Here is a 23,640-nt window from a genome sequence, read left to right as displayed (position 1 = left end):
TAACATTACGTCATGGTATAATGTGGTAGTAGGTAGGATCGGGGCGCTAGCCGTGCCCTTTTCTGAAACCGGCTCTATGCAGAGGTCAGTAACTGCTGGATAAATTTCCAGATGGATAATTCCTGCTTGATGTACTGAAATGAAATCACGCCGAAGCGGGTGGATGCAGGCATGTGATCGTCCGAAGGGATGATCTTAATGTCGAATTGCCGAAATGGATGAGGTCCGGGAGGGAGCAATCCTAAGGCAAAGTATTCACGCTGCTTCGTCAACGTGGCGGATCTTGTGCATCTTGAGATGGGGCTACTCGTCTGGATTGGAACTGGCAGATCTACTACCACTTGACATATTAGTATTAAAGTCAGATCAAATCCCATGGACGGATTATTCCTTGGGCCAAAGAGAAGCTATGAAGATTTCAAAAAACAGATTCCTGTTTCTATATTTCCAGTGTTTGATTCCATAAGACAATACTGTATGTCATTGGGAAATAATGCGGTAGAAGATGTACGTGCTCACAGAATTGTATTTGGCAAGTCGCTTTCCTTTAGGTGGTTTGCTGATTTAGAGCCAGGGAATGACTCTATAATTGTAAAGGTCCAGCGAGACAGAAAGGAGCCATTTCAAACCATTACAGTAACAAGCGAGACAAAGATGGATGAGCTAAAAGGCATGATTTTGGATGCCTATAATACAATACACTAGTACAATACTTCAAACTTGGCAAATTCGCCTTTGAATTTTTCGTTTCGTATCTCTACGTCCTCTACTCGTGCATTTGCAGGACCTGCATGACACCATTCCACAACACGGCTAACGCTGAGATCTTCTCCTTCAACTATAGCTTCCACTCGGCCATCCTTAAGATTCCTAACCCAGCCTGTTGCGTGATTCTTTTTTGCAGTCACCTTCATTGCCTGGCGAAAAAAAACTCCCTGTACCTTACCGGTGATAAAAAGGTGAACGCGTTGATTTGCCATTTAGAAATAACTTGTTTTGGTCTTAATCAATTTTAGGGTATGAAAAAATTATACTCTGTCCTTGACTCGAGCACGACCAGTCTTTCTTGCTGCAATGCTTCCGACCTTTGCTCCAGGTGGTGCATTTCTTGATACAGTTCCTCCACCACCCATGTGTTGGTGTCTTCCACCACCGTGTGGGTGAACATATGCTGCTTGCGCTACACCTCTAACTATTGGGTATTTGTGGCCCTTTGATCTGTAACGTCTCCACTTGTTTCCTGCGTTTAGGAATGGTCTATCAGAAGTTCCACCACCGGCCAAGATTCCAATCATTGCCCTGTTCTTTGGATTTAGTGTAGTGAATCTGCCAGATGGTAGCTTTAGAATTACGCCGTCTGCTCCGTGTGAAAATACAGTTGCGGAACCGCCTGCGCTCTTTGCGATTGCGCCTCCGTCTCCAAAGTGTTTCTCAACATTGCACACTATGGTTCCGTCTGGAATGTTTTGAATGCTAATTACGTTTCCTTGTGTGATTTCTGCGTTTAATCCAAAATTAATTGTACTTCCTATGGTGGTTCCTAAAACTGCTGGAATCATCGAAATAGATCCATCCTCAAAACGAACTCGTGCTAAAGGTGCGTCTCGGCCTCGTTCATGGACCAGATCGATTACCTCGCCCAGATGAGCCTCTGCCAAGTCAAAATATGGGTATTTAGCTGGAACAGTCTTGCCAGTTGCGGCTGCTCTAAACTGCATGCCTCCTCGGCCACGTCTTCTAACTAATGGTCGCTTACCCATTTTTGGTGATGGTTGGGACTTTGGATTTTAAGCTTTGTTTTGTGTGGATCAAAAAGGCCAAAGATATAAAAAATACGCTGCGAGTTCAAATCTATGAGCCAGAGCGCCCTTTCTCTCAAAGTTTTAGAAGCATACACCAGAGATGTGGGACGTGGAGTAGCCAGAATCGATTATGATTCCATGGATACGCTAAATGCCTCAACTGGCGATGTCATTGAAATCAAAGGAAAGAGAAGGACCGTTGCAAAATGCCTGCCGCTATACCCATCAGACGAAGGAAAGGGGATCATACGAATAGACGGCCTTGGCAGAAATAATGCAGGTATAGCAATTGGTGATACCATAACAGTTCGAAAAATAAAGGCAGTGGCAGCGGAAAAAGTAGTAGTAGCACCATTAGAGGCAATTCCTCCAATAGATGAGCGATACTTGGCAGATGCACTGGAAAGCGTTCCTCTCATTAAAGGCGATAACGTGATGGTTCCATACTTTGGCGGACGTTTAACATTTCAGGTAATCGGCGTTACTCCAGCAGCTGATGCGGTACTGGTAACACAAAAGACAGTTTTCCACATAGCAGAAAAGGGCGAGACCCTTCGAGGTGTGCCACAGGTAACATACGAAGACATTGGCGGATTAACTGATGAGATCAAAAAAGTACGAGAGATGATCGAGCTGCCACTGCGACACCCAGAAATATTTGAAAAACTAGGAGTAGAGGCACCAAAAGGAGTCTTGTTGTATGGACCACCAGGAACTGGAAAGACCTTACTAGCAAAGGCAGTAGCAAATGAGAGCAATGCTCACTTTATCAGCATTTCAGGTCCTGAGATAATGTCTAAATTTTATGGTGAGAGTGAAGCAAGACTAAGAGAGATATTCAAAGAGGCAAGAGAAAAGGCACCATCAATCATATTCGTGGATGAAATCGATTCTATTGCGCCAAAAAGAGAAGAGGTAACCGGTGAGGTAGAGCGACGTGTCGTATCACAAATGTTATCATTAATGGACGGCCTTGAGGCAAGAGGCAAGGTAATCGTGATTGCTGCAACCAACAGGCCAAATGCAATCGATCCTGCACTGAGAAGACCTGGGCGATTTGACAGGGAAATAGAGATCAAGGTACCAGACAAGAAGGGGCGAAAAGACATACTCAACATCCACACACGCAACATGCCACTAGTCACCGAAGAAAATGACACGAACTATGTCAATATCGACAAAATAGCATCAGTAAGCCATGGATATGTGGGCGCAGACTTGGAATACTTGTGCAAGGAAGCTGCAATGAAGTGCCTTCGCAGACTATTGCCTGAGCTAAACATGGAGGACGAAAAGCTGCCACCAGAGACACTTGACAAGCTAATAGTAAACAATGATGATTTCCAAAAGGCACTCATCGAGGTCACACCATCTGGAATGCGAGAGGTGTTCATTGAAAACCCAGACGTAAAATGGGACGACATTGGCGGCCTAAAGGAGGTAAAGCAACAACTACAGGAGGCAGTAGAGTGGCCAATGAAATATCCTGCGTTGTATGATAAACTGGGCCATAGAATGCCACGCGGTATCTTATTGCACGGCCCAAGCGGAGTTGGAAAAACACTGCTTGCAAAGGCAGTGGCAACTGAGAGTGAGGCAAACTTTGTCTCAGTGCGAGGACCTGAATTACTATCAAAGTGGGTTGGAGAATCTGAACGAGGAATCAGGGAAATATTTCGACGTGCAAGACAGGCATCTCCATGTGTTGTATTCTTTGATGAAATTGATTCCATTGCGCCAATTAGGGGTGCAGGTGCAGAGACAGCAGTAACTGAGCGAGTAGTCAGTCAGCTTCTAACGGAACTGGACGGAATGGAAAACATGCATGGAGTAATAGTCCTTGCGGCAACAAACAGGGCAGACATGATAGACCCAGCACTGCTCAGACCGGGACGATTTGATAAAATTATACAAATTCCAATGCCAGACAAGGACAGCAGGCGACAAATCTTGGAAATTACTGCCAAGGTAATCCCGGCAGTCTCTGATAAGAATGAATTAGACTATGTCAATTTAGATAAAATCTCTGAGATGACAGACGGCATGAGTGGAGCAGATGTTGCGGCAATTGCAAACACTGCAGTATCCATTGTGATTCACGAATACCTAGACAAGCATCCAACAAAGGAAGAACTGGAAAAGGCAACAACTGGTGCCAAGGTAACCATGAGGCACTTTGAGGAAGCAGTCAAAAAGGTAAAGACCCAAAAAGACCTCAAGATAGGCCAAAAGATAGCAGTCCCATACTACAGATAGTCTTAAAACAACAACAAAGCTAGTTTTTCATAAATGTCTGAATATCGCGGCTATAATGGAAAAGTCCTAGAGTTTCTAAAGCAAAACAAGCTCAAAGTTGGCGATACCATAAAGATAACGACTGATTCTGAGCAAACGGCCACAATAATGCCAAGATACGAGCACAGCGACGACACTCATTTAGTTGTGAAATTCAAGAGCGGCTATAATGTCGGGTTTGGCTTGGACAAGATAAAAAAAATTGAATATCTTTCTGGTGTGGAATCATCACAAGAATCAGGCAAGCCAATATCGTATGATCCGGCATTGCCAAAGATTTTGTTATTATCTACCGGTGGAACAATTGCAAGCAGAATTGATTACAGGACAGGAAGCGTCACACCGGCACTGAATGCGCAAGAGCTAAACGCATCGGTTCCCGAGCTTGCAGAGATTGCCAATATTGATGCCGAGGTGTTATTTTCTGAATATTCCGAGAATATCACTCCAGAACACTGGATAAAAATAGCTCAGAAACTAGATTCACTTGCAAAGTCTGAGTATGCCGGAATCTTGGTTGCGCATGGGACAGACACCATGCAATATACTGCGGCATTTTTGTCATTTGCACTGGCTGGCTTTCCAAAGCCGATTGTTTTGGTGGGATCACAGAGATCATCAGACAGGCCTTCATCTGATGCCGCGCTGAACTTGATCGGAGCTACAAAATTCATCATAAAATGTAAAACCAGCGGGGTTTTTGTTGCAATGCACAATTCGGAAAATGATGACGATACTGCGTGCCACCTTGGAACGCGCGTGCGAAAAAACCATACCAGCAAAAGAAATGCATTTGAGACAGTTGGCGCAAAACCTGCATTCATAATATCTGGGGAGAATGTAGTGCAGAATTTCTCTGGCAAATATTATACCCAAAAAGACTATACTCCGAAAATAAAGATAGACCCCAAGGTAGCCTTGGTGAAATATCATCCTGGATATGATCCAAAGCAAGTCGAGTATTTGCTAGAGCTTGGATACAAGGCAATAATCTTTGAGGGGACAGGCCTTGGACATGTTGGAAAATCAATGTATGATATAATAAAAAAGGCAAAAGAGCAAAACGTCTTTTTGGGAATGACCTCACAATGTTTGGATGGCCAGGTAAACATGGCAATCTATGAGAGCGGACGAGACCTGATGCATTTTGGAATCATACCACTATCAAACATGATACCAGAGATTGCGCTGGTAAAGGCAATGTGGGTGCTTGGTAATGATGCGAACATCAAAGAAGTGATGCTCAAAAACATTGCATCAGAGTTTACAGAATAAGATTTAAGGCAATCACAGATAGGTTTTGTGTGGAACCGCAACTGGACAAAATAGGACTAAAAGTTGGCCTAGAAATACACCAGCAGCTTGCAACTAATAAAAAATTGTTTTGTGGATGCCAGCCACTAGAGTTGGAGGAATATCCTGTCAAGTTTTCAAGGAAGCTAAGATTGGCAAAAAGCGAGCTTGGTAAATATGATCCTGCAGCGTTATTTGAGTCATCAAAATCAAAGCAAATCCAGTATTATGCAAATCCCAAGAGCAGCTGTCTTGTAGAGCATGACGATGAGCCACCTCACAAGCTGGACCAGAACGCAAAGGACACTGCACTAATCATAGCATCTGCACTAAACTCAGACATTTTCGATGAAAGCTATGTCATGAGAAAAATAGTGATTGATGGCTCTAATACATCTGGATTTCAGAGAACCATGCTGGTGTCCCAAGGTGGATACATTGAGGTGGATGATACCAAGGTAGGCGTTCAGACAATTTGCCTAGAAGAAGACGCTGCCAAACTGCTCAAAGACACTGAAAACATCCGAGAATATGCGCTGGATAGGCTAGGCATTCCGCTAGTGGAAATTGCTCTGGAACCAGTGAGTGGCTCGCCTGCATTTGTAAAAAAAATAGCGCTAACACTAGGTAGACTCTTACGTGTAACTCGCAGGGTAACTCGCGGAATAGGATCTATCAGGCAGGACGTAAACGTATCAGTTACCGGAGGTGGAATCGTAGAGGTAAAGGGAGTCCAGCAGCTAGACCAGCTGGAAAAAGTCATTCTATATGAGGCAAAGCGACAGCACGGCCTGCAGCTGATTGCCCAGAAAATCGAGAAGATGGATCTTGATACACTATCAAAGAACCAGAGTGTTGATCTTACATCATATTTTACAAGTTGCAAATCCAAGGTAATTCAGAAATCAATCAAGGACAGAGCTGCAATCAGAGCACTTGGGATCAAAAACTTTGCAGGCATGTTTGGATATGAGCCATACGAGGGAATCAGATTAGGAAAGGAGCTTGGACAACAGGTGCGATTCTTTGGAATCGGTGGAATATTTCACTCAGATGAACTGCCAAACTATGGAATCGAGCAAAACGATGTTGAGGGGATACGAGAGCTATTAAAGCTGCAACCACATGATGGATTTTTTATAATTGCAGGAGCTGCAGAAAAACTAGAATTTGCTTTAGATGCTGTGATTAATAGAATCAAAAATGCAAAGAGTGGAGTTCCTGCAGAGACACGAGTTGCAACACAGACAGGCGAGACTGTATTTTTGAGGCCAAGGCCTGGCTCATCCCGCATGTATCCGGAAACCGACATTCCGCCAATACTGGTTAGTAAAGAGGAATTTGAGTTTGCACAAAAAAACATCCCCAAGTCATGGGATGATACCATAACAGAACTGCAAAAAAAATATGGGCTCAACTTGCAGCTGGCAGAGCAGATCTTTGATTCCGATTATATGGAACTATTCGAATCAATATGCACAAAATACCAAAACCCAAACTTTGTCGCATCTGCATTATGTTCCACAATTACAAATTTGCAAAGGCAGGGCCTCGATGCCAGTCTGCTAAAGCCAGAGCACATCGAGGAGACATTTGATCTGCTGTCCAGCGAAAAAATTAGCAAGGAATCAGTGGAGATAATCTTTGAGGGCATGATGTCGCAGAAAATAAAGACGCCTGGCGAGTTTGCGCAAAGCCAGTCCTCCTTTGGTGATATGGAGCTGGAAAAATTCCTGGATGAGCTGATTCAGGGCAATCTGGATGTGATACAAAAACAGGGTGCTCGCTCTTCCAGCATACTCATGGGAATGGCAATGAAGTCATTGCGTGGCAAGATATCTGGTGAGAAAATAAGCAAGGCCTTGGAATCAAAAATTGCAAAAATATTAGAAAAATAAAAACTACGAAAATTAGTTTATTCTAACTTTCTTCTTCCTGTTCCTCTACCCATTGAAACGTATCGGCCCTTTGATGAAGGCTTTTCAGTTTCAGGAGTATCACCGAGCTTTCTTTTGCCTGTTCCGCGGCCAGACACGACATATTCATCGGCTGCCTTTTCTTTCATTTTTTTCTGGTAGTCCTTGAATTTTTCGCCAGCCCACTTTTCGTCTTCAGAATCTGCTACTCTACGTGAGGTGCCTCTACCGCCAACTTTGATGATTTTGCCCATTGGGTCATACTAGAACTAACTATGGTTTAAAGTTGTTCATAATTTTGAATTAATTTTATGATTATTGGAAAATGGCATTTTTTGTATTATTGGAGTCATTCCATTATTCATAACTAGCCAGAACTAGACAGTTTTTTTGATCATACTAGAATAATCCCAGCTAGAATGGTGTTAAACTGAAATGGTTTAACACGAGGCTTTGTGAGATATCTTATTTTATTAACAATTCAAATAACAAATTTTTCTATATGTAAGGATCTAATTCAGCAATTTAGAATTGTTGTGATTGGAATCTTGTTTAGATATTCGGATAGATACATCATCAGTAATTATGAAATCAACGCCTGAATTAATTCTATGTTGATCCAAACAAAAATTGCAATCAACACACCGGTTGCAATTAACATTAGAATCATTGGTTTGTGTATATCTTTTCCAACTACATAATGCCAAATCCATACAAAAGTCAGAAGTAAAGATGCTGGCATTAATAATTCTCTATATTGGAAATCTTTCATAGTATTTTGTATTAATGCAGACATATTATCTCCAAAAAAGAATGTGAAAATGAACAGCCCAAAAATGAAAACTGTAACTTTCCATGTTTTAATGAGGGATTTAGTTGGTCTAAATCTCCAACCAGCATTATCACGATAAAAAAATAACAATGTCAAAGATTCAGAAATAAGCAACATTATAGCATAAGCGGTGAGTGAATCTATGCTATAGCCAAAAATTTCACTCATATTTTTGCAAATATCAATATACTATAAAATTAGTTCTCAAGAATTTTTTCCTAAATTCATCCTTTTCAGCCTCGTACAATTAGTGACATCTCTCCACCTCTGTCTACATTCCCAAAGAAATGGTGCGGGGGGTGGGATTTGAACCCACGAACTCCTAGAAGATAAGGATCTGAACCTTACGCCGTTGACCGGGCTTGGCGACTCCCGCAAAGAATGGTTTTTGCATCCAAAATAAAAGTCATTTATTAGATCATATGGGAAAAACAGGTGTACTAGTTGGAATTCAAAGAAATCTACTGCAATAACTGCAAAAAAACACTTGGACGATACAATGTTAGGTATTTTTCGGATGCCAAGATTGCAGAGCTGATAAAATCAACCCACACCACTCATTACAGGAACGGTCACCAGATATCCGTTCGAAAGACAACCAAATAACTAATCAAAGGTCTGGCCTAGCTTTTCTAATAGTTCTTTTTGTTGCTTGTTTAGCTTTGTTGGAATGTCTATTACAAATCGAACATACTGATCGCCGCGCCCGCGGGCACCCATGTGAGGCAGCCCCTTTCCTTTGATCTTTGATATTGTATTTGGCTGTGTCCCTTCTTCAATTTTGATCTTTTCTGGTTTTTCTAGTGTTGGAACCTCGATTGTCTTTCCAAGGCTGGCATCAACAATTGAGATCTTTGCGTCATAAAAAATATCTGCACCATCCCTTTTGAAATGCTGGTGTGGCATCACTCGCACTCTGATTATCAGATCACCACTTGGACCATGAGGAATGGATTCTCCCTCACCATTAATGACATAGTCACCGCTGTCGATTCCTGCCGGAAGATCAAATGAGAGATGTTTTGTTCCCCTTGTTTTTCCGCTTCCCTTGCATGCAGAGCATGGCTTTGAGATGAAACTTCCTTCTCCATTGCACTTTGAGCAGGGCTGAACAGTAACAAATGTCGAAAATCCCATGTTTCGCGTGACACGAACCTGTCCTTGGCCCCTACAACTGGGACATGTCTCAGGCTTTGTTCCAGGGGCGCAACCGGAACCATGACAATCATTGCAGTCAATATTCTTTTTTACATCAATGTCTAGCTTTTTTCCTCTGAAAACATCATCTAGTGATACGGATACTTCGTGTAGCAGGTCTTGTCCACGCTGCCGTGAAAAGCCTCCAAATCCACCTCCCCGCCCAAACAATGACTCAAAAATAGAATCAAATCCTCCAGAGCCAAAATTAGAAAACACCTCATCAAAGTTGCCCCGAGCGCCTGAAAAGATATCCTCAGTGGAATATCTGCCTTCTACTCCTGCGTGGCCATACTGGTCGTAGAGCTTTTTCTTCTCAGAATCAGACAAAACCGCATAGGCTTCCGATATTTCTTTGAAATGCTCTGCCGCCTCTGGAGACTTGTTTCTGTCTGGATGAAACTTTAATGCTAGCTTGCGGTATTGGGACTTGATGGCATCTGCAGAATCTGATTTTGTTACTCCCAGTACTTCATAGTAATCTCGTTTTGCTGACATTTCTTATTGTAATGGATTAGTAAGTAAATTAGCTTGTTGAACCTGTGTTTTGATTGCTTTGCTCAGATGGGCCTGCTTGTTGTTCCGGGTTTGGTGGTGGAGCGGCATTTTTGTAGAGTTCCGTAGTTATTTCATTTACCAGTGCCTTTAGCGCATCAAGCTTTGGTTTGATTTCTTCTGGTGTCTTTCCTAGAACTTCTTTTAGCTCCTTTACGGATTCTGAGATTTTGATTCCTTGTTCTTGTGTGAGTTTGTCCTTGAGATCTTGTGTTAGGAGTTTTTCAGTGGTGTAAACAAAACTCTCTGCTTCATTTCGAATATCGACTGCCTCCTTTTTCTTTTTGTCCTCATCAGAGAATTTTTCTGCATCTTGCTTTAGCTTGTCGATTTCCTCTTTGGATAATTTGGTGCCAGCTTGGATTGTGATTTTTGCCTCCTTTGCCGTGCCCAGATCTTTTGCAGTCACGTTTATGATTCCGTTTGCATCAATGTCGAACTTTACCTCGATTTGCGGAATTCCTCGTGGTGCTGGCGGAATTCCTGCCAAATTAAAGCTGCCAAGCGATACATTGTCGGCTGCCATTGGTCGCTCTCCTTGAACTACATGTATTGTAACTGCAGTCTGATTGTCTGCTGCAGTGGTAAAGACCTTGGTCTTTGATGTTGGGATTGTGGTGTTTCGCTCAATTAGTGGCTCTCGAAGACCACCCAGAGTTTCAACGCCTAGTGTTAGTGGTGTGACATCTAATAGTACGATATCGCTGGTTACGTCACCTGCAATGATTCCAGCCTGGATTGCAGCGCCCATTGCGACTGCCTCCATTGGATCTACTCCAGATTCCGGATTCTTGCCAATTACATCACCTACGAATTTTTTGACCATTGGGATTCGTGTAGGGCCACCAACTAGGACAATTTTGGAAACATCGGATGTAGATAGCTTTGCATCGCGTAATGAATTATCAATTGATGTTCTGCATCGCTCTACGATCGGTCGTATCAGTTCCTCAAATTTAGCTCGAGTGAGTTTCAGCTCTAGATTCTTTGGTCCAGCAGATGGATCATACGAGATGAATGGCAAGTTGATGTCAGTCTCCATTACAGTTGAGAGTTCTATCTTTGCTTTTTCAGAGGCCTCTCTGATTCTAGTCATTGCTGTACTATCACCGGTAAGATCAATTCCTGTTGTTTTGCGGAATTCATTTACTACATAATCAATTAGGACCTTGTCCATGTCGGTTCCGCCAAGCTGGGTGTCACCTGACGTGCTTAGGACCTCAAAGACACCACCGCCCATTTCCATTATGGTAACGTCCAGTGTTCCGCCTCCAAGATCAAATACCAGAATCTTCATGTCTTGGCCTGCCTTGTCAAGACCAAATGCCAATGAAGCTGCAGTTGGTTCGTTGATGATTCTTACAACATCCAGTCCAGCGATGGTTCCGGCGTCCTTTGTTGCCTGTCTTTGGTTATCATCAAAATAGGCAGGAACCGTGATTACTGCCTTTTCTACTTTTTCGCCAAGAAATGCCTCAGCATCCTTTTTGATTTTCTGTAAGATAAAAGACGAGATTTGCTGCGGTTTGTAGTCCTTTCCTTGTACTTTGAACACATAGTCAGAGCCCATCTTTCTTTTAGCTGCAATTATGGTACTGTCTGGGTTTGTTACTGCCTGTCTTCGGGCTGGCTCGCCAACTAGGAGTTGTCCTTCCTTGGTAAAGGCAACAACTGATGGGAACGCCTTTCCGCCAATTGAGGTTCCTTCAGCTGCAGGAATTAGGGTAGGTTTTCCACCCATTACTACGGCTGCAGCCGAGTTACTTGTTCCAAGATCTATTCCAATTATTTTTGCCATTTTTTCACCATTAGATTATTTTTATTATGATTTTTTCGATATTTCGACTAGCGTCGGTCTAAGCGTCCTATTATGAGAAATATATCCTTTCCTTAATTCTTTGGTAATTGTATTATCATCTAGGGAATCATCAGATATGATTGCTATTGCCTCATGGAGGCTTGGATCAAATATCTCCCCTATTGCATTGATCGGTGTTACTCCATAGCCGGATAGCAGCGAGTCAATGTTTTTTAAAATTGCATCTAACCCTTGGGCATCTGGATTTTCTTTTTTGAGAATCTCTTTTGCTCGGATCAGATCGTCATATATGGTTAGAAACTGGAGCAGGAATCTGTCCATTTTTTCATTGATGCCGTTTTGTATGTCGGACTTGGTTTTGCGCTCTAGATTGATGTAGTCTGCAAGTGAGCGCTTTAGCTTGTCCTCACATGATGCAAGGCTTTGTCGTAATTGCTTTGATTCATCAACTGGTACATCCTCCGAGATATTTTGGTCTTCAGCTTCGTTTTGTTCCGACATGTCAAGTTATTTTTTGTAATCTAGTTTTATTCTTTGTGCGATATTTCGCAGAGTGGATTTCCTTTTATGATGATTAGATCGTTGTCCTTCTTTTTACGCAGGTGTTCATAATCAAATTTTGAGCAAATTACAAGAATCGTGGTCTTGTCGTTGTGGAATAGATCCAAGTTTGGATCCTCATAGGCCTCTACATCTCCGATATAATCACGTAATTTGGTGATCAGGTTTTGTAGCATCTCGATTTTGTCTCCCCGCATTTCGTACTGATCCAAAGACCAAGACAGTGCAATCTTTGTTCTACTTGCCTTGAGATCATTTTTCTTTAGCGTTGCGCGAATTTCATCGATTAGTCTTTTGATGTATCCGTCTATTCCCTTGAGGCTTCCATTAATTAGATACATCAGCGTGTTTGCGCCTTCAAAGGATGTCCCAAGGGAACGCAAATCATACAAGCCATTTACCATGTCATCAAGGAATATGTTTTGAAAGTCATCTGACTGCAGGTCCGTCTTTGTGTTGTCGTCCTGTGCGAATTTGCAGACTTCAAGCACACTACAAAGCGAAGAAAATCTGGATAGCACGTTTATCGCATGGAAATGCTCTGCCGATGAAATCCCAACAAAAGAGATCTCTTTTTTGGAATTCGTAAGTAATCCTGCTAGGGCCGGATCCTGTTTGCTATTATACGAGCCGATAACTTTGGGAGGTTGGTTGCCGCCACCTAGCGGATAATAAAAGTAAGAGATTGATTTTCCGACCTCAAGACCTGTGACATGTTCTAGTAGTGAAATGTTTTCACTATTTCCGCCAATCCCTGTTGGTAAGGTATACACAACAGAGCTTCCCTTTTTCAGAGATGACGTTGCATCCTTGAATTTAGAGTGGACCTCGGTTTTTGTTTCCTGGCCTGTCTTGCGGATTCTTGGAGCAAAAAACAGGTATTGAGATTTGGATATTGCAACATCAATTGGCTCCATTGCAAGCAGTGGCTCGTCCTCTTTTAGTGCAGAAACGTTTGGGTATGTCTTTGCAATTTCTGCCTTGAGTGAGATTGCAGACTGGGATGACTCGTCAATGATGAACACGTTTGCTCCGTTTATTGCCATTTGGCACGCAATAGAGTAACCCTCGGTGCTCAAACCATACACAACTACCCTATCCGATGCCAATTCATTGATGCTAAACGCCAGACTAAGAAAAACTTATTGCATCAAATATCACCAGATGTCATGTCTTGAAGATTTGGTTTGACATTTTGACACCAAAACAAATCTTGTTTTTTGATCCAATGATAAGAAAATTGAAAATGAGTAATTCTGTTCTTTGCACCACTAGAAGCTATCGAGAGGTAAATGAGCTTGCAAAGATCAAGAAAATAAAAATGGTTGTAATTGGAAAACACGGTGGGGACAGCAAATCCGGCAAGCTTGACGCATCGCTCCAGAGAAGCACAGGCCTTGGCAAAACAATAGACAGATTCAAGCCAGATTTGGCAATTAGCTTTTGCTCGCCAGAGACAGCACGCGTGGCATTTGGGCTCGGAATAAAGCACGTTGCGTTTTGTGATTCTCCCCACGCAGAAGCGGTAATGAAACTAACAGTACCAATAATTCAAAAATTGCTGATACCCTGGATAATACCAAAAAAAGAATTTACAAAATACGGAATCACAGAAAAGAACATCATACCATACAAGGCAATTGACGCATCAGTGATTGTCAAGTCTGCTGTAAAGCAAAAACCAAAACCAAAAAAGAAAAAATCCATTCTGATCAGAGTTGAAGAGGAACACGCGGCATATGCTCAGAAAAACAACCACACCATACAGATAATTCAAAAAATTGCCGACAGATTCCCTGATCACTCCATAATGGTGCTGCCAAGATACAGATCCCAGATTCTGACTCTGAGAGAAAAGCTAGGAAACAAAGTAAAGATTCTGGGTAAGGTCATCATTGGGAATAATTTGCTGCAGGATATCGATGTCTTTGTCGGATCTGGCGGAACAATGACTGCGGAGGCTGCCCTGATGGGCATACCAACCATCTCATATAATGCAGTACCAAACTTGGTGCAGAACTATCTTGTCAGAAAAAAACTCATCACACTTGAATCCAATCCAGACAAAATAGTTTCTATGATTGGAAAAGCCCTGTCTTCAAATAATAAAAATTTGGAAAAAAATGCAAGACAAACACTTGCATCAATGGAAGATCCTTACAAAAAACTAATCGATGCAATCAAGAAAAAATAGAAAATATCAATAATAGGGGTTTTTGAGGAGTCATTGCAGGAAGCCCGGTAGTGTAGCGGTCAAGCATAGGGGCCTTTGGAGCCCTTGACCCCAGTTCGAGTCTGGGCCGGGCTACTAAATTTTACAGATCAAGCTTTGTTAGTAATTTAATTGCAGTCACAAACAAAATTGCTGCGACGCTAACTAGCACCAACATCTCAAGCATGACAAATTCATTAAACGTCCCAAAGATTCCCGCACGAATGATATCAACCAGATATGTCAGCGGATTTAGGTAAAACCCAGTTGCCAGTGGTTCAGGTGCGCCTTGCGCGGGATAAAATGCGGTACTTACGAACGCAAAGAACAGGAAAACCGTATTAATTATGACATTGAATCCTTCACTTGACTTGAGTCTTGTAGATATGATGGATGCAATAGAACCAAACAAAATAGAGCCAACAATTGAGGCAAATATCAAAAACGGTATTGTGAGTAAGCTGAATTGAGTGGACTGGAAAAAGAGCGGAAATCCAATTGCCGTAATTAGTGCTGCACTGATCAGTCCAACGATTGCTATGGTATAGACATTGCTCAGTATGTAGTGGCTTCGCTTGAATGGCCCAACTAGGATTTGCTCAAACATTCCATGTCGCCTGTCATTCCAGATTATTATTCCAGAGACAAGTGTGCTGTTCATGATGTTAAAGCCGATCATCCCAGACGCAATAAACGCAGGATAATCTAGTGACATCTCGCCAAGCTGGACAGAGTCAATAAGTGATGTATATGCAAATCCTGCCACAAAAATATACACAATAGGGAATAGCACCTGCCAGACCAAAAATCCCGGATTTAGGGATATTGTCAGGTTTCGATTTACAAGCCTAATTGTTGGGTGCATTTGTCTCCTTGACCATTTTGAGAAATATCTCCTCGAGTGTAGTCGGCATTGCAGAAAGATCCTCTATTGGGATGTTGTTTTCAATCAATATTGATAACACCTGAGACAGCACTATTTCCGATTTTCGTGACTGGATTATGATGTCTGTTTCATTGTTCAGATCAATTGTGCAGCCTTCAATTCCTGACAAAAGATTTGCTAGATTCTCATGCCTGCCAAACAGATGAATCTTGATTGTTTTTTCCTGGCCAAACGTGGACTTTAGCTGGTCCGGTGTGTCGACTGCCAAGATTTTGCCCTTGTTTATCACAGCGATTTCATCGCAAAGGTATTCTGCCTCTGTTAGCACATGTGTAGTGTAAAATATGGTGAGGCCGGTTTTTGCCTTGTCTTTTAGATAATCCAATAACTTTCTTCTTGCGCCTGGGTCCAAGCCTACGGTAGGCTCGTCCAGGAAAAGAAGCTCCATTTCATGCATGAATTCACGAGCCACCTGGACACGCCTGCGCTGTCCAATTGAGAGATCTTCGTTTTTTTTCTTTCTTATTTCCTGCAGATCAAATACATCAATCAGTTCGTCTGTTCTTTGCTTGCGCAGTTTTTTTTCAACACCCCACATCATTCCGTATTTTTCAAGGGATTTTTCCACTGAGAGGTTTGGCTCGTAGCTGGGCTGTTGTAAGACCACACCGATTTTTTTTCTTACCTCAAGTGGGTGCTTGATCGCATTTATCCCCAGAATCTCAATTGTTCCATTGGTTGGAGGAATCAAAGTGGTGAGAAGCTTGATGGTGGTGGATTTTCCTGCACCGTTTGGGCCCAAAAACCCAAAAACTTTGCCAGGTTTGATGTCAAGATCTATCCCATCTACTGCGGTGAGATCTCCATATGATTTGAAAAGCGATCGAGTTGTAACAGACACAGATCTGTATGATCCCTGTCTCTTAATTTACATTAGTGAAATTCTTATTAGTCCATCAAACCATGGTAGATCAAATTGTCTGAATTTGACGCACTTCTTTCCAAATTATTAGAACTAAAGCCTGATCTATCAAAGACAGATGTCGAAGGACTGATCGCGCAGAAAAAAGAAAAGATCGGCGCAGGCTATCTTACAGATCAAGGAGCGCTGTTCTTGGTTGCATCTGATCTAGGCATTACAATTTCAGAGCCACCAAAGGGTGAGATCAACATAAGGGATCTGCATGCAGGGGCAAAAGAAGTCACACTACAAACCAGAGTGCTTAATGTGTCACCAAAAAAACAGTTCTCAAGAAAGGACGGCTCCCAGTTCTATCTGAGAAACATGACAGTCTATGACAAAGATTCGGCAGTAACAGTAAAGCTTTGGGACGAAAAGGCAAACCTACCAGAGATGGCAAACATCAGCCCAGGGGATCTCATCAAAATAATCAAGGCATATGTCAAGTCTGATCTGAACGGCCAGCTTACAATCAACATAGGCTCAGGCTCAAATATTGAGCGCACGGAAACAGAAAGCACCATTCCATCAATTGACTCTATCACAAAAGACATCTCTGAGCTAAAGGAAGGAGACAACAATGTCGTGGTTTCAGGAATGCTGGATGGCCCAATAACATTTTCAGAATTTACAAACTTTAAGGGAGTTCCAGGCACCGCACTTCGATTAAGACTAAAGGGAAAGAATGAACACTCCATGAGAGTTGTTCTGTGGGGCAAAAGTAATTCAGACATACCAAAGGTAATTCCTGCAGGAACCAGGGCAAGACTGATTGGAGTCAAGGCAAAGACCAACCAGCAAGAGCTAGAAATTCATGGAAACGAATCAACCACACTTGAAGTCCAGGCAGAGAAACAAGTGGAGCCAATTGTGATTAGAATTTTGTCTGCAACAAAAAACGAAAACGGCCAGAGAATGATTTTGGGCGTTGACAAGCAAAAACAGCTCTACAATGTCATAGACACTGCAAATGTCACAGAGTCATTTGCTCAAGATGATGTGCTAGAATGCATGCCATCAAAACTTTATGGCAACAGTATAACAGTTGATGCAGAATCATTTGTAAGAAAAATACAAGAAGACATCCCAGGAATATCTGAGCTTCGAACCAAAATTGTAGATGTCAAACCAGACAACAATACATACTGCATTGAGGCAATAATTCTAAAGGCTCCAGAAAGAAGAAACGTTCAGACAAAGACTGGTGAGACAATAACGCTTTCTGAAATGTATGTGGAAGATGACACTGCGCAAATTTGGCTCAAGGGCTGGAGAAACCAAGCTCGTCTATTAGATGAGTGCTCTATTGGTGAGATCATCTCCGTTACCGGCGTTACCGCAAAGCCAGGCTTGGAGGGAAGAACAGAATTGTTTGTTACCCCATATTCAGGCATCAAAAAGAAGAACTAGTCCCAAAACCCACGCGTAGTAACGTACAGTCGTTCTGCCTCGTAAATTTGCCGGTACAGCGTTTCCTCATCAACCATGTTTCGCAAAATCCTGGATGCAGTATCAACCCCTACACCATACCCAGACAAAACAATCAGGGCGATTTTGCCAAAGTTTTCCAATAGCGAGGCAGCCTTCCAAGCACGAGAAAACCGATGGTTCTCATCTGCTGTTATTTTTTTGCCGGCTGCCTTTTTTTGAATGATTTTTGCCAGATCATGGTCCGAATAAAATGTCGTAGTGATCTGTCGCGCCTTGCAGTATGGACAGACAGGCATGTTTTCTATTTCGTTTGTCTTTACTACTCGCTCCCACTTGCCACATCTTGCACAGATGAACCGGTGAGATGTTTTGAAGAGTCGAGTCTTTACCAGATCCAAGATTCCCTTGTCAATGCTTGTAGGTGAGGAATAGTATTTTGTGGTATGATCCAGTATGGGCTCTGCCAGCTTGGAGAACTTGTTTTGCTCAAGCCAATGAATCTGGACAGAATTAGAATTAATCTCAGAGAGGACTTGTTTTGTTTTTTCCAGATCATACTTGTCATGGAATAATTCCCGAAGTGCTTCCTTGACCAGAGGGGTCTTGAAATATCGCTCAAAAAGAAATCTCGCAGATTTTTTCTCATAGACTGCACCTCTCCCCACAACGCCGAACTTTTTTGCAACATTCCAAGTTCTCCAGCTCACATTGTGTGTGCCGTTCAAAGATGCAGTCACTATATCATACAGATCATACGTGTCTGCCAAGATTTGTCGCACCTGGGCTTCTATGATTCTTCCCTTGGATGATAACACGATACGATATGCATCGGATCTTGCATCAACTTGTAGGCCAGTCCTTGATGATAGCATTGACGATAGTAAGGTAGCCAGAGTAGAGTTGATCTTTGTGCCAAAGCAGCTGTGAATCACTATGCTTCCCTGGCCACGCACAGACTCGACTACCACATTCTTTTCATCTGGAATTACTGGTAGATCAAGCTGCGTTATCACATTGTCTGGCAGATCTAGTGAGCCATCCCGTATTTTGGTTCGGAACCTGCCTACCTTTGAGGTAGTCTTGTAGTCAACTGGAATGGTTTCTCCTTCCCAATATGGAACTGTGATTCCGCCAGCTCGAATTGGCTCTACATTTACCTTAAGTGATGACTCGTCCACATTGATGATTTTCCACTGGGATCCTCTCAGAACAAAGATGTTGCCTGAATCTCCAAAGTCTCCTACAAATCTTTGATCAAGGCTGCCGATTATCTTTTTTGTGACACTATCAAACACCTTGAATTTTAAAATGTCAGGGATTGTGGAAAGATTCTCAAAGTAATATCGATAACATTTGGCAGTTTTCCTAAAGGTCATCTTTTCCCTATCAAAAAATATCAAATAGTTGGAATCAAGCAGCTCAAGAACGCCAGTCAGATCCTCAAGGGTTAAATTCCTGAACAAAAACGAGTTCTTGAATATTTCCAGTGCATCACCGACAGTCATTTCGCCTAGCTGCATTGCAAGGCCCACCAAGTGGTGCGCCAAAACATCAAGTGATCCATCATGAATAAGCTGGTCCTCGATGGAGCCTTCGTTGATTCTCTCGAGGATCGCCTTTGTTTCCAGCTCATCATCCACGTTGTTTGTAATTATCAATCCCTTTGCAGAGGAATGCTTGTTGTGCTTGCTTCTGCCGATTCTTTGCATGAATTTAGAGACCTGTCTTGGAGAGCCATAATGCATCACAAGCTCCACTGATCCAATGTCCAATCCAAGCTCAAGCGATGAAGTGCACACCACTAATCTGGATTTGCCAGACTTGAGATTTTCTTCCGTTTCCTCGCGAACTTGTTGTGACAGCGAGCCATGGTGCAGCTCAACTGAAATTGGTGCTTTTTCCCGCAGAACCGAGGCCAAAAATTCCGCCTCTCCACGCGTGTTTGTAAATAATAGTACCGACGAGTCCAGGTTCAGATTTACCAGATATTCCACGATATAGTCTGCAACATCGCTAATGGTACCATTGATGTGCTTGATTTCCACATCATATTTTCGAATCGTATTGTCTCGAATTATTTGGTATTTTCTTTTTGTTCCAACCAGGAATTTTGCCGCATCATCAGAGTTGCCAACTGTAGCAGAAAGGCCTATTCGAGTTATTGGGTTTTTGGCATTTATCTGCAGTCGCTCAAGGCTAAGGGATAGCTGAGATCCCCGCTCATTTGATAGCAAATCATGGATTTCATCAATGATTATCCATTCCAGATTTGATAGTGCGTTTAGCATTTTTTCCTGCGTTAGTAGGATGACTAGTGTTTCGGGAGTGGTAATCAGAATGTCTGGCGGATGATCAGTGATTTTTTTTCTGGCAGACTGCGATGTGTCGCCATGGCGAATCTCTATTGAGAGGCCTTCCAGTTCTGCGTACTTGATTATTCTCTTGAAAACATCTCGGTTTAACGCCCTGAGTGGTGTGATGTATAGTGCCTTTATCTTGTTCTTCTCATGTATTGAGGACAAAAATGAAAACACCGGAATCACAGAGCATTCTGTCTTGCCAGAACCAGTTGGAGCGATAATTAGTGCGTCTTTTTTCTGAATGATTAGCGGTATTGCCTTTTTTTGAATTTCTGTCAGATTTGTAAAACCTAGGCGATGAAATTTGGCAAGAACTGTATCAAGTTGTTTGCTGTGCGTCTTTTCTTGACTTTGCTCGCTCATAAACCATTATTCCAACAACTCCAATTGCAAACAAGATCACAGTAATAGCTGGGATGGAGTCAAAGATTCCTGCCATGATTCCCAAAGATTTGCGGCAGTTAAATAGCTTAACTTGGATTGCTCAAGCCTTGCTTTGTTATGATATATGAGAATTGGTTTTTCTGAATCGGATTCAAAAAAACTTGGCCTTCATATCGTGTCTGATTTTTGGCTAGCTTGATCTTGATGTGCGTGTATAATGATATGATGGATTCCATGTTTTCCTGTTCTGTTTGCTCAACTTTGCGCATCATGTTGGTTATGATGATTGGAATCTTTGTCTCAAACGCAATCTGAGATAATTTCTTCATGTATTTTGAGAACTGGGTTGTCTTTTCCAGGAACTGTTCCTCCTTTGGATATTCGAACGAGAACAGATCCGTTACACTATCAATTACTATCAAGGAAAAGTCAGTTTTTTTGATTTTATCAAGGCTGTTTTGCTGCTCTTTGACATTTGTGATTCTGCTTACAGTAATTTTGTCAAGAAAGCTTGGATCCTTTGATGGCACCATCTCAAGCAGTCTTTCCGGCCTAAAATTTCCAGTCGTATCTTGATAGAACACATTATTCTCCAAAACAGAGTTTGCAATTATTTGCATTACCAGCTGAGTCTTTCCAGCTCCGCTTTCACCAAACACATCCGTTATGGTTCCACTTCTTAATGAGTCTCCAAGAATTTCATCTAATTTTTCAAGGCCGGTTCTGATCATAGCTAATAAAATCTAGAAAAAATTGAAAAATAAACGAATCCCGCATTTTTGCTCCAAGATAGGCAAGGCTTTTATTCAGGTTACCAAGCTAGCATCACAAGAGAGCAACCATTGTCACAAGTAAACGCAAAGAGACCTTTAACAACACTCCAAAAAAGCACAAAAAAGAAAGTCACCGTACGACTAAAGAACGAAGTTGAATACAAGGGCAAGATGGACAATGTCGATTCCTACATGAATTTAATCATGACAGACGCAGAAGAGCTCCACGACGGCAAAATCATTGCAAATTACGGCCGAGTCATAGTTAGAGGCAATAACGTATTATTCATCAGATTAGAAAACGACCTGTAGGTGAACCCTAATGGCGCGAAGTTTCCTTTTTACTTCTGAATCAGTAACAGAAGGACATCCAGACAAGATTTGTGATAAAATTTCAGATGCGTTACTAGATGAATTTCTAAGACAAGACCCAAACTCACGCGTTGCAGTAGAAACCATGACCACCACAGGAATTGTAGTAGTCGCAGGCGAGGTAACCACAAAGGCAAAGTTTGACATTCAGGACGTGGTCAGAAACACGATCAAAGAGATCGGTTATGACAAGCCAGAGTACGGCTTTGATGCAGACACATGCAGTGTACTGGTATCAATCCATGCACAGAGCCCAGACATTTCACAAGGAGTCACCGCAACTGAGAACAAGGATCAGGGAGCAGGAGACCAAGGCTTGATGTTTGGATATGCAGTAAATGAAACGGACGAGCTGATGCCATTGCCAATTTTGCTTGCACACAAGCTGATACGAAGACTATCAGAGGCAAGAAAAAGCAAGGAACTGGCTTGGGTAAGACCAGACGGTAAGTCCCAAGTTACAGTAGAATATGAAGACGGCAAGCCAAAGAAAATTGAAACCATAGTGGTATCAACCCAACACGCACCAGAAATCAGCAATGAAGAGATAAGAAAACAGATCATCGACAAGGTAATCAAGCCAGTGTGTGGCAAGTGGTGGCACGACAAGATCAAGATTCACGTTAATCCTACAGGTAGATTCGTAATTGGTGGCCCTCCAGGAGACTCGGGCCTCACTGGGAGAAAAATCATAGTTGATACATACGGTGGAGCCGGAAGACATGGTGGCGGAGCATTCTCTGGTAAGGACCCATCCAAAGTTGACAGATCTGCTTGTTACATGTGCAGATACATCGCAAAGAACATTGTCGCTGCAGGCTTGGCAGAAAAATGCGAAGTCCAAGTTGCATATGCAATTGGAGTTGCAGAGCCGGTTTCACTCATGGTAAACACCTTTGGCACAAGCAAGATCTCAGAAGAAGACATTGAAAATTTGGCAAGAAAGCACTTTGATATGCGACCAGCTGCAATCATTTCCCAGCTGGACCTGAAAAGACCGATCTACAAGGACACTGCAGCATTTGGTCACTTTGGAAGAACAGACGTTGCCTTCCCATGGGAAAAAACAGACAAGGCAGAAACATTGCGCAAGGCAGCAGGCCTATAGAATTTCCGGCGTTTTCAGCTTTATTCCAGAGAGTTTTTCCAGTTTATGATGGCTTGATGTAAAGTCGCCAATCATGATGTTTAGATCATCTATTCCATAAAGCGCATTTTCCGGATTATTCAGCGCATCAAAGTATGCTTGCTCTAGTGGTATTTTTTTGATCTTGGCCTTTTTGCCACGGGCAAATTTTTTCACATAGTTTGCAAAGCTGATTGTCTTTGGTCCCACCAGATCAACTGTTTTGTTGGAGAGATTCTTGTTGTGGACAGATTCAAGAATTACTCTGCACACATCATGTATGGATATTGGCTGTAGTCTATACGAGCCAGACCCAGGAACCAATATCGTGCCATTTTTGATCTGTCTTGTGAGATTTTGCGATAATGGATCATCACTGCCAACGATGTATGATGCGCGCAAAATTGTATAGTCCAGCCTAGATTCTTTGATTAATCTTTCTGCCTTTAGCTTTGATATGAAATATCCAAATGTGGTGTTATCACTAACACCTAATCCACTGATGTAGATGATTTTTTTGATTTTTGATTTTTTGCAGAGATTGATTATTTTTTGCGTCTGCCTGACATTGACTGATTCATAGTCAGATGATGTGGTCTGCGCACCAGTTCCAATCAAATGAACCAAAGCATCACAGTGTATCTTTGGGATATCATCAATGTCTGAGAAGACCAATGTTTTTTTCGATTTGAATGATTTTTGTTTTTTTCTTGATAGGTTAATGACTGAAATGTTTTGTGAGGATAGAAATTTTCCAAGATTTGTCCCTACGAATCCAGTAGAGCCAGAAATAGATATCACTGGTTTGCTCTTTTCCACCAAGTTAGGAAAATCGAATATAATTTTAAATGTTAAATCCAGACAT

The 23,640-nt window shown here is 42.2% G+C and carries 22 protein-coding genes, 2 tRNA genes and 1 other RNA gene; 11 read left to right on the top strand and 14 right to left on the bottom strand.

Features of this window, described 5'->3' with window-relative positions:
* Positions 1–26 precede the first annotated feature (26 nt).
* Positions 27–337: signal recognition particle sRNA (gene ffs, locus SU86_RS09455), an RNA gene on the top strand.
* A 38-nt stretch (positions 338–375) separates the two neighbouring features.
* A complete protein-coding gene (locus SU86_RS00570; protein WP_048186814.1) occupies positions 376–705 on the top strand; it encodes a hypothetical protein in 330 nt (109 codons plus the stop codon).
* On the opposite strand, the gene SU86_RS00565 is transcribed toward SU86_RS00570, so the two are convergent.
* Entirely contained in the window at positions 702–980 is a 279-nt protein-coding gene (locus tag SU86_RS00565) for an acylphosphatase (protein ID WP_048186812.1), read from the bottom strand. The genes SU86_RS00570 and SU86_RS00565 overlap by 4 nt on opposite strands.
* A gap of 48 nt (positions 981–1,028) precedes the next feature.
* A complete protein-coding gene (locus tag SU86_RS00560; protein ID WP_048186811.1) occupies positions 1,029–1,760 on the bottom strand; it encodes a 50S ribosomal protein L2 in 732 nt (243 codons plus the stop codon).
* A 93-nt stretch (positions 1,761–1,853) separates the two neighbouring features.
* Here SU86_RS00560 and SU86_RS00555 point away from each other — a divergent pair, with 93 nt between their 5' ends.
* Genes SU86_RS00555 through gatE form a run of 3 tightly spaced genes read left to right on the top strand, consistent with a single transcriptional unit; the run spans position 1,854 to position 7,288 of the window.
* Complete coding sequence (locus SU86_RS00555; RefSeq protein ID WP_048186806.1) at positions 1,854–4,058, top strand: CDC48 family AAA ATPase; 2,205 nt, start codon at positions 1,854–1,856, stop codon at positions 4,056–4,058.
* A 33-nt stretch (positions 4,059–4,091) separates the two neighbouring features.
* Positions 4,092–5,372 carry a Glu-tRNA(Gln) amidotransferase subunit GatD gene (gene gatD, locus SU86_RS00550; RefSeq protein ID WP_048186805.1) on the top strand — a complete coding sequence of 427 codons (1,281 nt, stop codon included), beginning with the start codon at positions 4,092–4,094 and terminating at the stop codon, positions 5,370–5,372.
* Positions 5,373–5,401: 29 nt separating this feature from the next.
* Positions 5,402–7,288, top strand: coding sequence for a Glu-tRNA(Gln) amidotransferase subunit GatE (gatE, locus tag SU86_RS00545; RefSeq protein WP_048186802.1), 1,887 nt, complete (start codon positions 5,402–5,404; stop codon positions 7,286–7,288).
* A gap of 17 nt (positions 7,289–7,305) precedes the next feature.
* Here gatE and SU86_RS00540 read toward each other — a convergent pair whose 3' ends face one another.
* From SU86_RS00540 to SU86_RS00530, 3 genes are all read right to left on the bottom strand, one after another.
* Positions 7,306–7,560 carry a hypothetical protein gene (locus SU86_RS00540; RefSeq protein ID WP_048186800.1) on the bottom strand — a complete coding sequence of 85 codons (255 nt, stop codon included), beginning with the start codon at positions 7,558–7,560 and terminating at the stop codon, positions 7,306–7,308.
* A 329-nt stretch (positions 7,561–7,889) separates the two neighbouring features.
* Positions 7,890–8,306 (bottom strand): hypothetical protein, encoded by a 417-nt coding sequence (locus tag SU86_RS00535; protein WP_048186798.1) that lies wholly within the window; start codon positions 8,304–8,306, stop codon positions 7,890–7,892.
* A gap of 120 nt (positions 8,307–8,426) precedes the next feature.
* A tRNA-Leu gene (locus SU86_RS00530) sits at positions 8,427–8,514 on the bottom strand.
* A gap of 68 nt (positions 8,515–8,582) precedes the next feature.
* Between SU86_RS00530 and SU86_RS09830 the strand changes: the two genes are divergently transcribed.
* Entirely contained in the window at positions 8,583–8,744 is a 162-nt protein-coding gene (locus SU86_RS09830; protein WP_177318903.1) for a hypothetical protein, read from the top strand.
* Here SU86_RS09830 and dnaJ read toward each other — a convergent pair whose 3' ends face one another.
* Genes dnaJ through SU86_RS00510 form a run of 4 tightly spaced genes read right to left on the bottom strand, consistent with a single transcriptional unit; the run spans position 8,745 to position 13,379 of the window.
* The gene (gene dnaJ, locus SU86_RS00525) at positions 8,745–9,833 is read right to left on the bottom strand and encodes a molecular chaperone DnaJ (protein WP_048186797.1); all 1,089 of its coding nucleotides are present in this window, start codon (positions 9,831–9,833) and stop codon (positions 8,745–8,747) included.
* A gap of 28 nt (positions 9,834–9,861) precedes the next feature.
* Complete coding sequence (gene dnaK, locus SU86_RS00520) at positions 9,862–11,688, bottom strand: molecular chaperone DnaK (protein ID WP_048186795.1); 1,827 nt, start codon at positions 11,686–11,688, stop codon at positions 9,862–9,864.
* 24 nt (positions 11,689–11,712) lie between these two features.
* A complete protein-coding gene (locus SU86_RS00515) occupies positions 11,713–12,210 on the bottom strand; it encodes a nucleotide exchange factor GrpE (protein ID WP_048186793.1) in 498 nt (165 codons plus the stop codon).
* Between the two features lie 26 nt (positions 12,211–12,236).
* Complete coding sequence (locus SU86_RS00510) at positions 12,237–13,379, bottom strand: hypothetical protein (RefSeq protein ID WP_048186791.1); 1,143 nt, start codon at positions 13,377–13,379, stop codon at positions 12,237–12,239.
* Between the two features lie 65 nt (positions 13,380–13,444).
* On the opposite strand from SU86_RS00510, the gene SU86_RS00505 reads away from it, so the two are divergent.
* Both SU86_RS00505 and SU86_RS00500 read left to right on the top strand, forming a co-directional pair.
* Positions 13,445–14,464, top strand: coding sequence for a DUF354 domain-containing protein (locus SU86_RS00505; protein ID WP_048186790.1), 1,020 nt, complete (start codon positions 13,445–13,447; stop codon positions 14,462–14,464).
* Between the two features lie 41 nt (positions 14,465–14,505).
* Positions 14,506–14,578: transfer RNA gene (locus SU86_RS00500), tRNA-Gln, on the top strand.
* A gap of 7 nt (positions 14,579–14,585) precedes the next feature.
* On the opposite strand, the gene SU86_RS00495 is transcribed toward SU86_RS00500, so the two are convergent.
* Positions 14,586–15,347, bottom strand: coding sequence for an ABC transporter permease (locus SU86_RS00495; RefSeq protein WP_048186788.1), 762 nt, complete (start codon positions 15,345–15,347; stop codon positions 14,586–14,588).
* Positions 15,331–16,269: an ABC transporter ATP-binding protein gene (locus tag SU86_RS00490; protein ID WP_048186783.1), complete on the bottom strand. Its 939-nt coding sequence runs from the start codon at positions 16,267–16,269 to the stop codon at positions 15,331–15,333. The genes SU86_RS00495 and SU86_RS00490 overlap by 17 nt, the downstream gene beginning before the upstream one ends.
* A gap of 75 nt (positions 16,270–16,344) precedes the next feature.
* On the opposite strand from SU86_RS00490, the gene SU86_RS00485 reads away from it, so the two are divergent.
* A complete protein-coding gene (locus SU86_RS00485; protein WP_048186781.1) occupies positions 16,345–17,739 on the top strand; it encodes a single-stranded DNA-binding protein in 1,395 nt (464 codons plus the stop codon).
* Here the strand turns inward: SU86_RS00485 and SU86_RS00480 are convergent.
* Both SU86_RS00480 and SU86_RS00475 read right to left on the bottom strand, forming a co-directional pair.
* Entirely contained in the window at positions 17,736–20,483 is a 2,748-nt protein-coding gene (locus tag SU86_RS00480) for a DEAD/DEAH box helicase (protein WP_048186780.1), read from the bottom strand. The genes SU86_RS00485 and SU86_RS00480 overlap by 4 nt on opposite strands.
* A 107-nt stretch (positions 20,484–20,590) precedes the next feature.
* Positions 20,591–21,235 (bottom strand): ATPase domain-containing protein, encoded by a 645-nt coding sequence (locus tag SU86_RS00475; protein ID WP_048186778.1) that lies wholly within the window; start codon positions 21,233–21,235, stop codon positions 20,591–20,593.
* A 111-nt stretch (positions 21,236–21,346) separates the two neighbouring features.
* Between SU86_RS00475 and SU86_RS00470 the strand changes: the two genes are divergently transcribed.
* Entirely contained in the window at positions 21,347–21,589 is a 243-nt protein-coding gene (locus SU86_RS00470) for a U6 snRNA-associated Sm-like protein LSm6 (protein WP_048188974.1), read from the top strand.
* A gap of 10 nt (positions 21,590–21,599) precedes the next feature.
* Entirely contained in the window at positions 21,600–22,757 is a 1,158-nt protein-coding gene (metK, locus tag SU86_RS00465) for a methionine adenosyltransferase (protein ID WP_048186776.1), read from the top strand.
* Here the strand turns inward: metK and SU86_RS00460 are convergent.
* Positions 22,752–23,594 carry an NAD(P)H-binding protein gene (locus tag SU86_RS00460; protein WP_177318902.1) on the bottom strand — a complete coding sequence of 281 codons (843 nt, stop codon included), beginning with the start codon at positions 23,592–23,594 and terminating at the stop codon, positions 22,752–22,754. The two genes, metK and SU86_RS00460, sit on opposite strands and share 6 nt — an antisense overlap.
* Between the last annotated feature and the right edge of the window lie 46 nt (positions 23,595–23,640).

This window comes from Candidatus Nitrosotenuis cloacae, from assembly GCF_000955905.1.
GTDB classification, from domain to species: Archaea; Thermoproteota; Nitrososphaeria; order Nitrososphaerales; family Nitrosopumilaceae; genus Nitrosotenuis; species Nitrosotenuis cloacae.
This window is presented reverse-complemented; position numbering and strand designations above follow the sequence as displayed.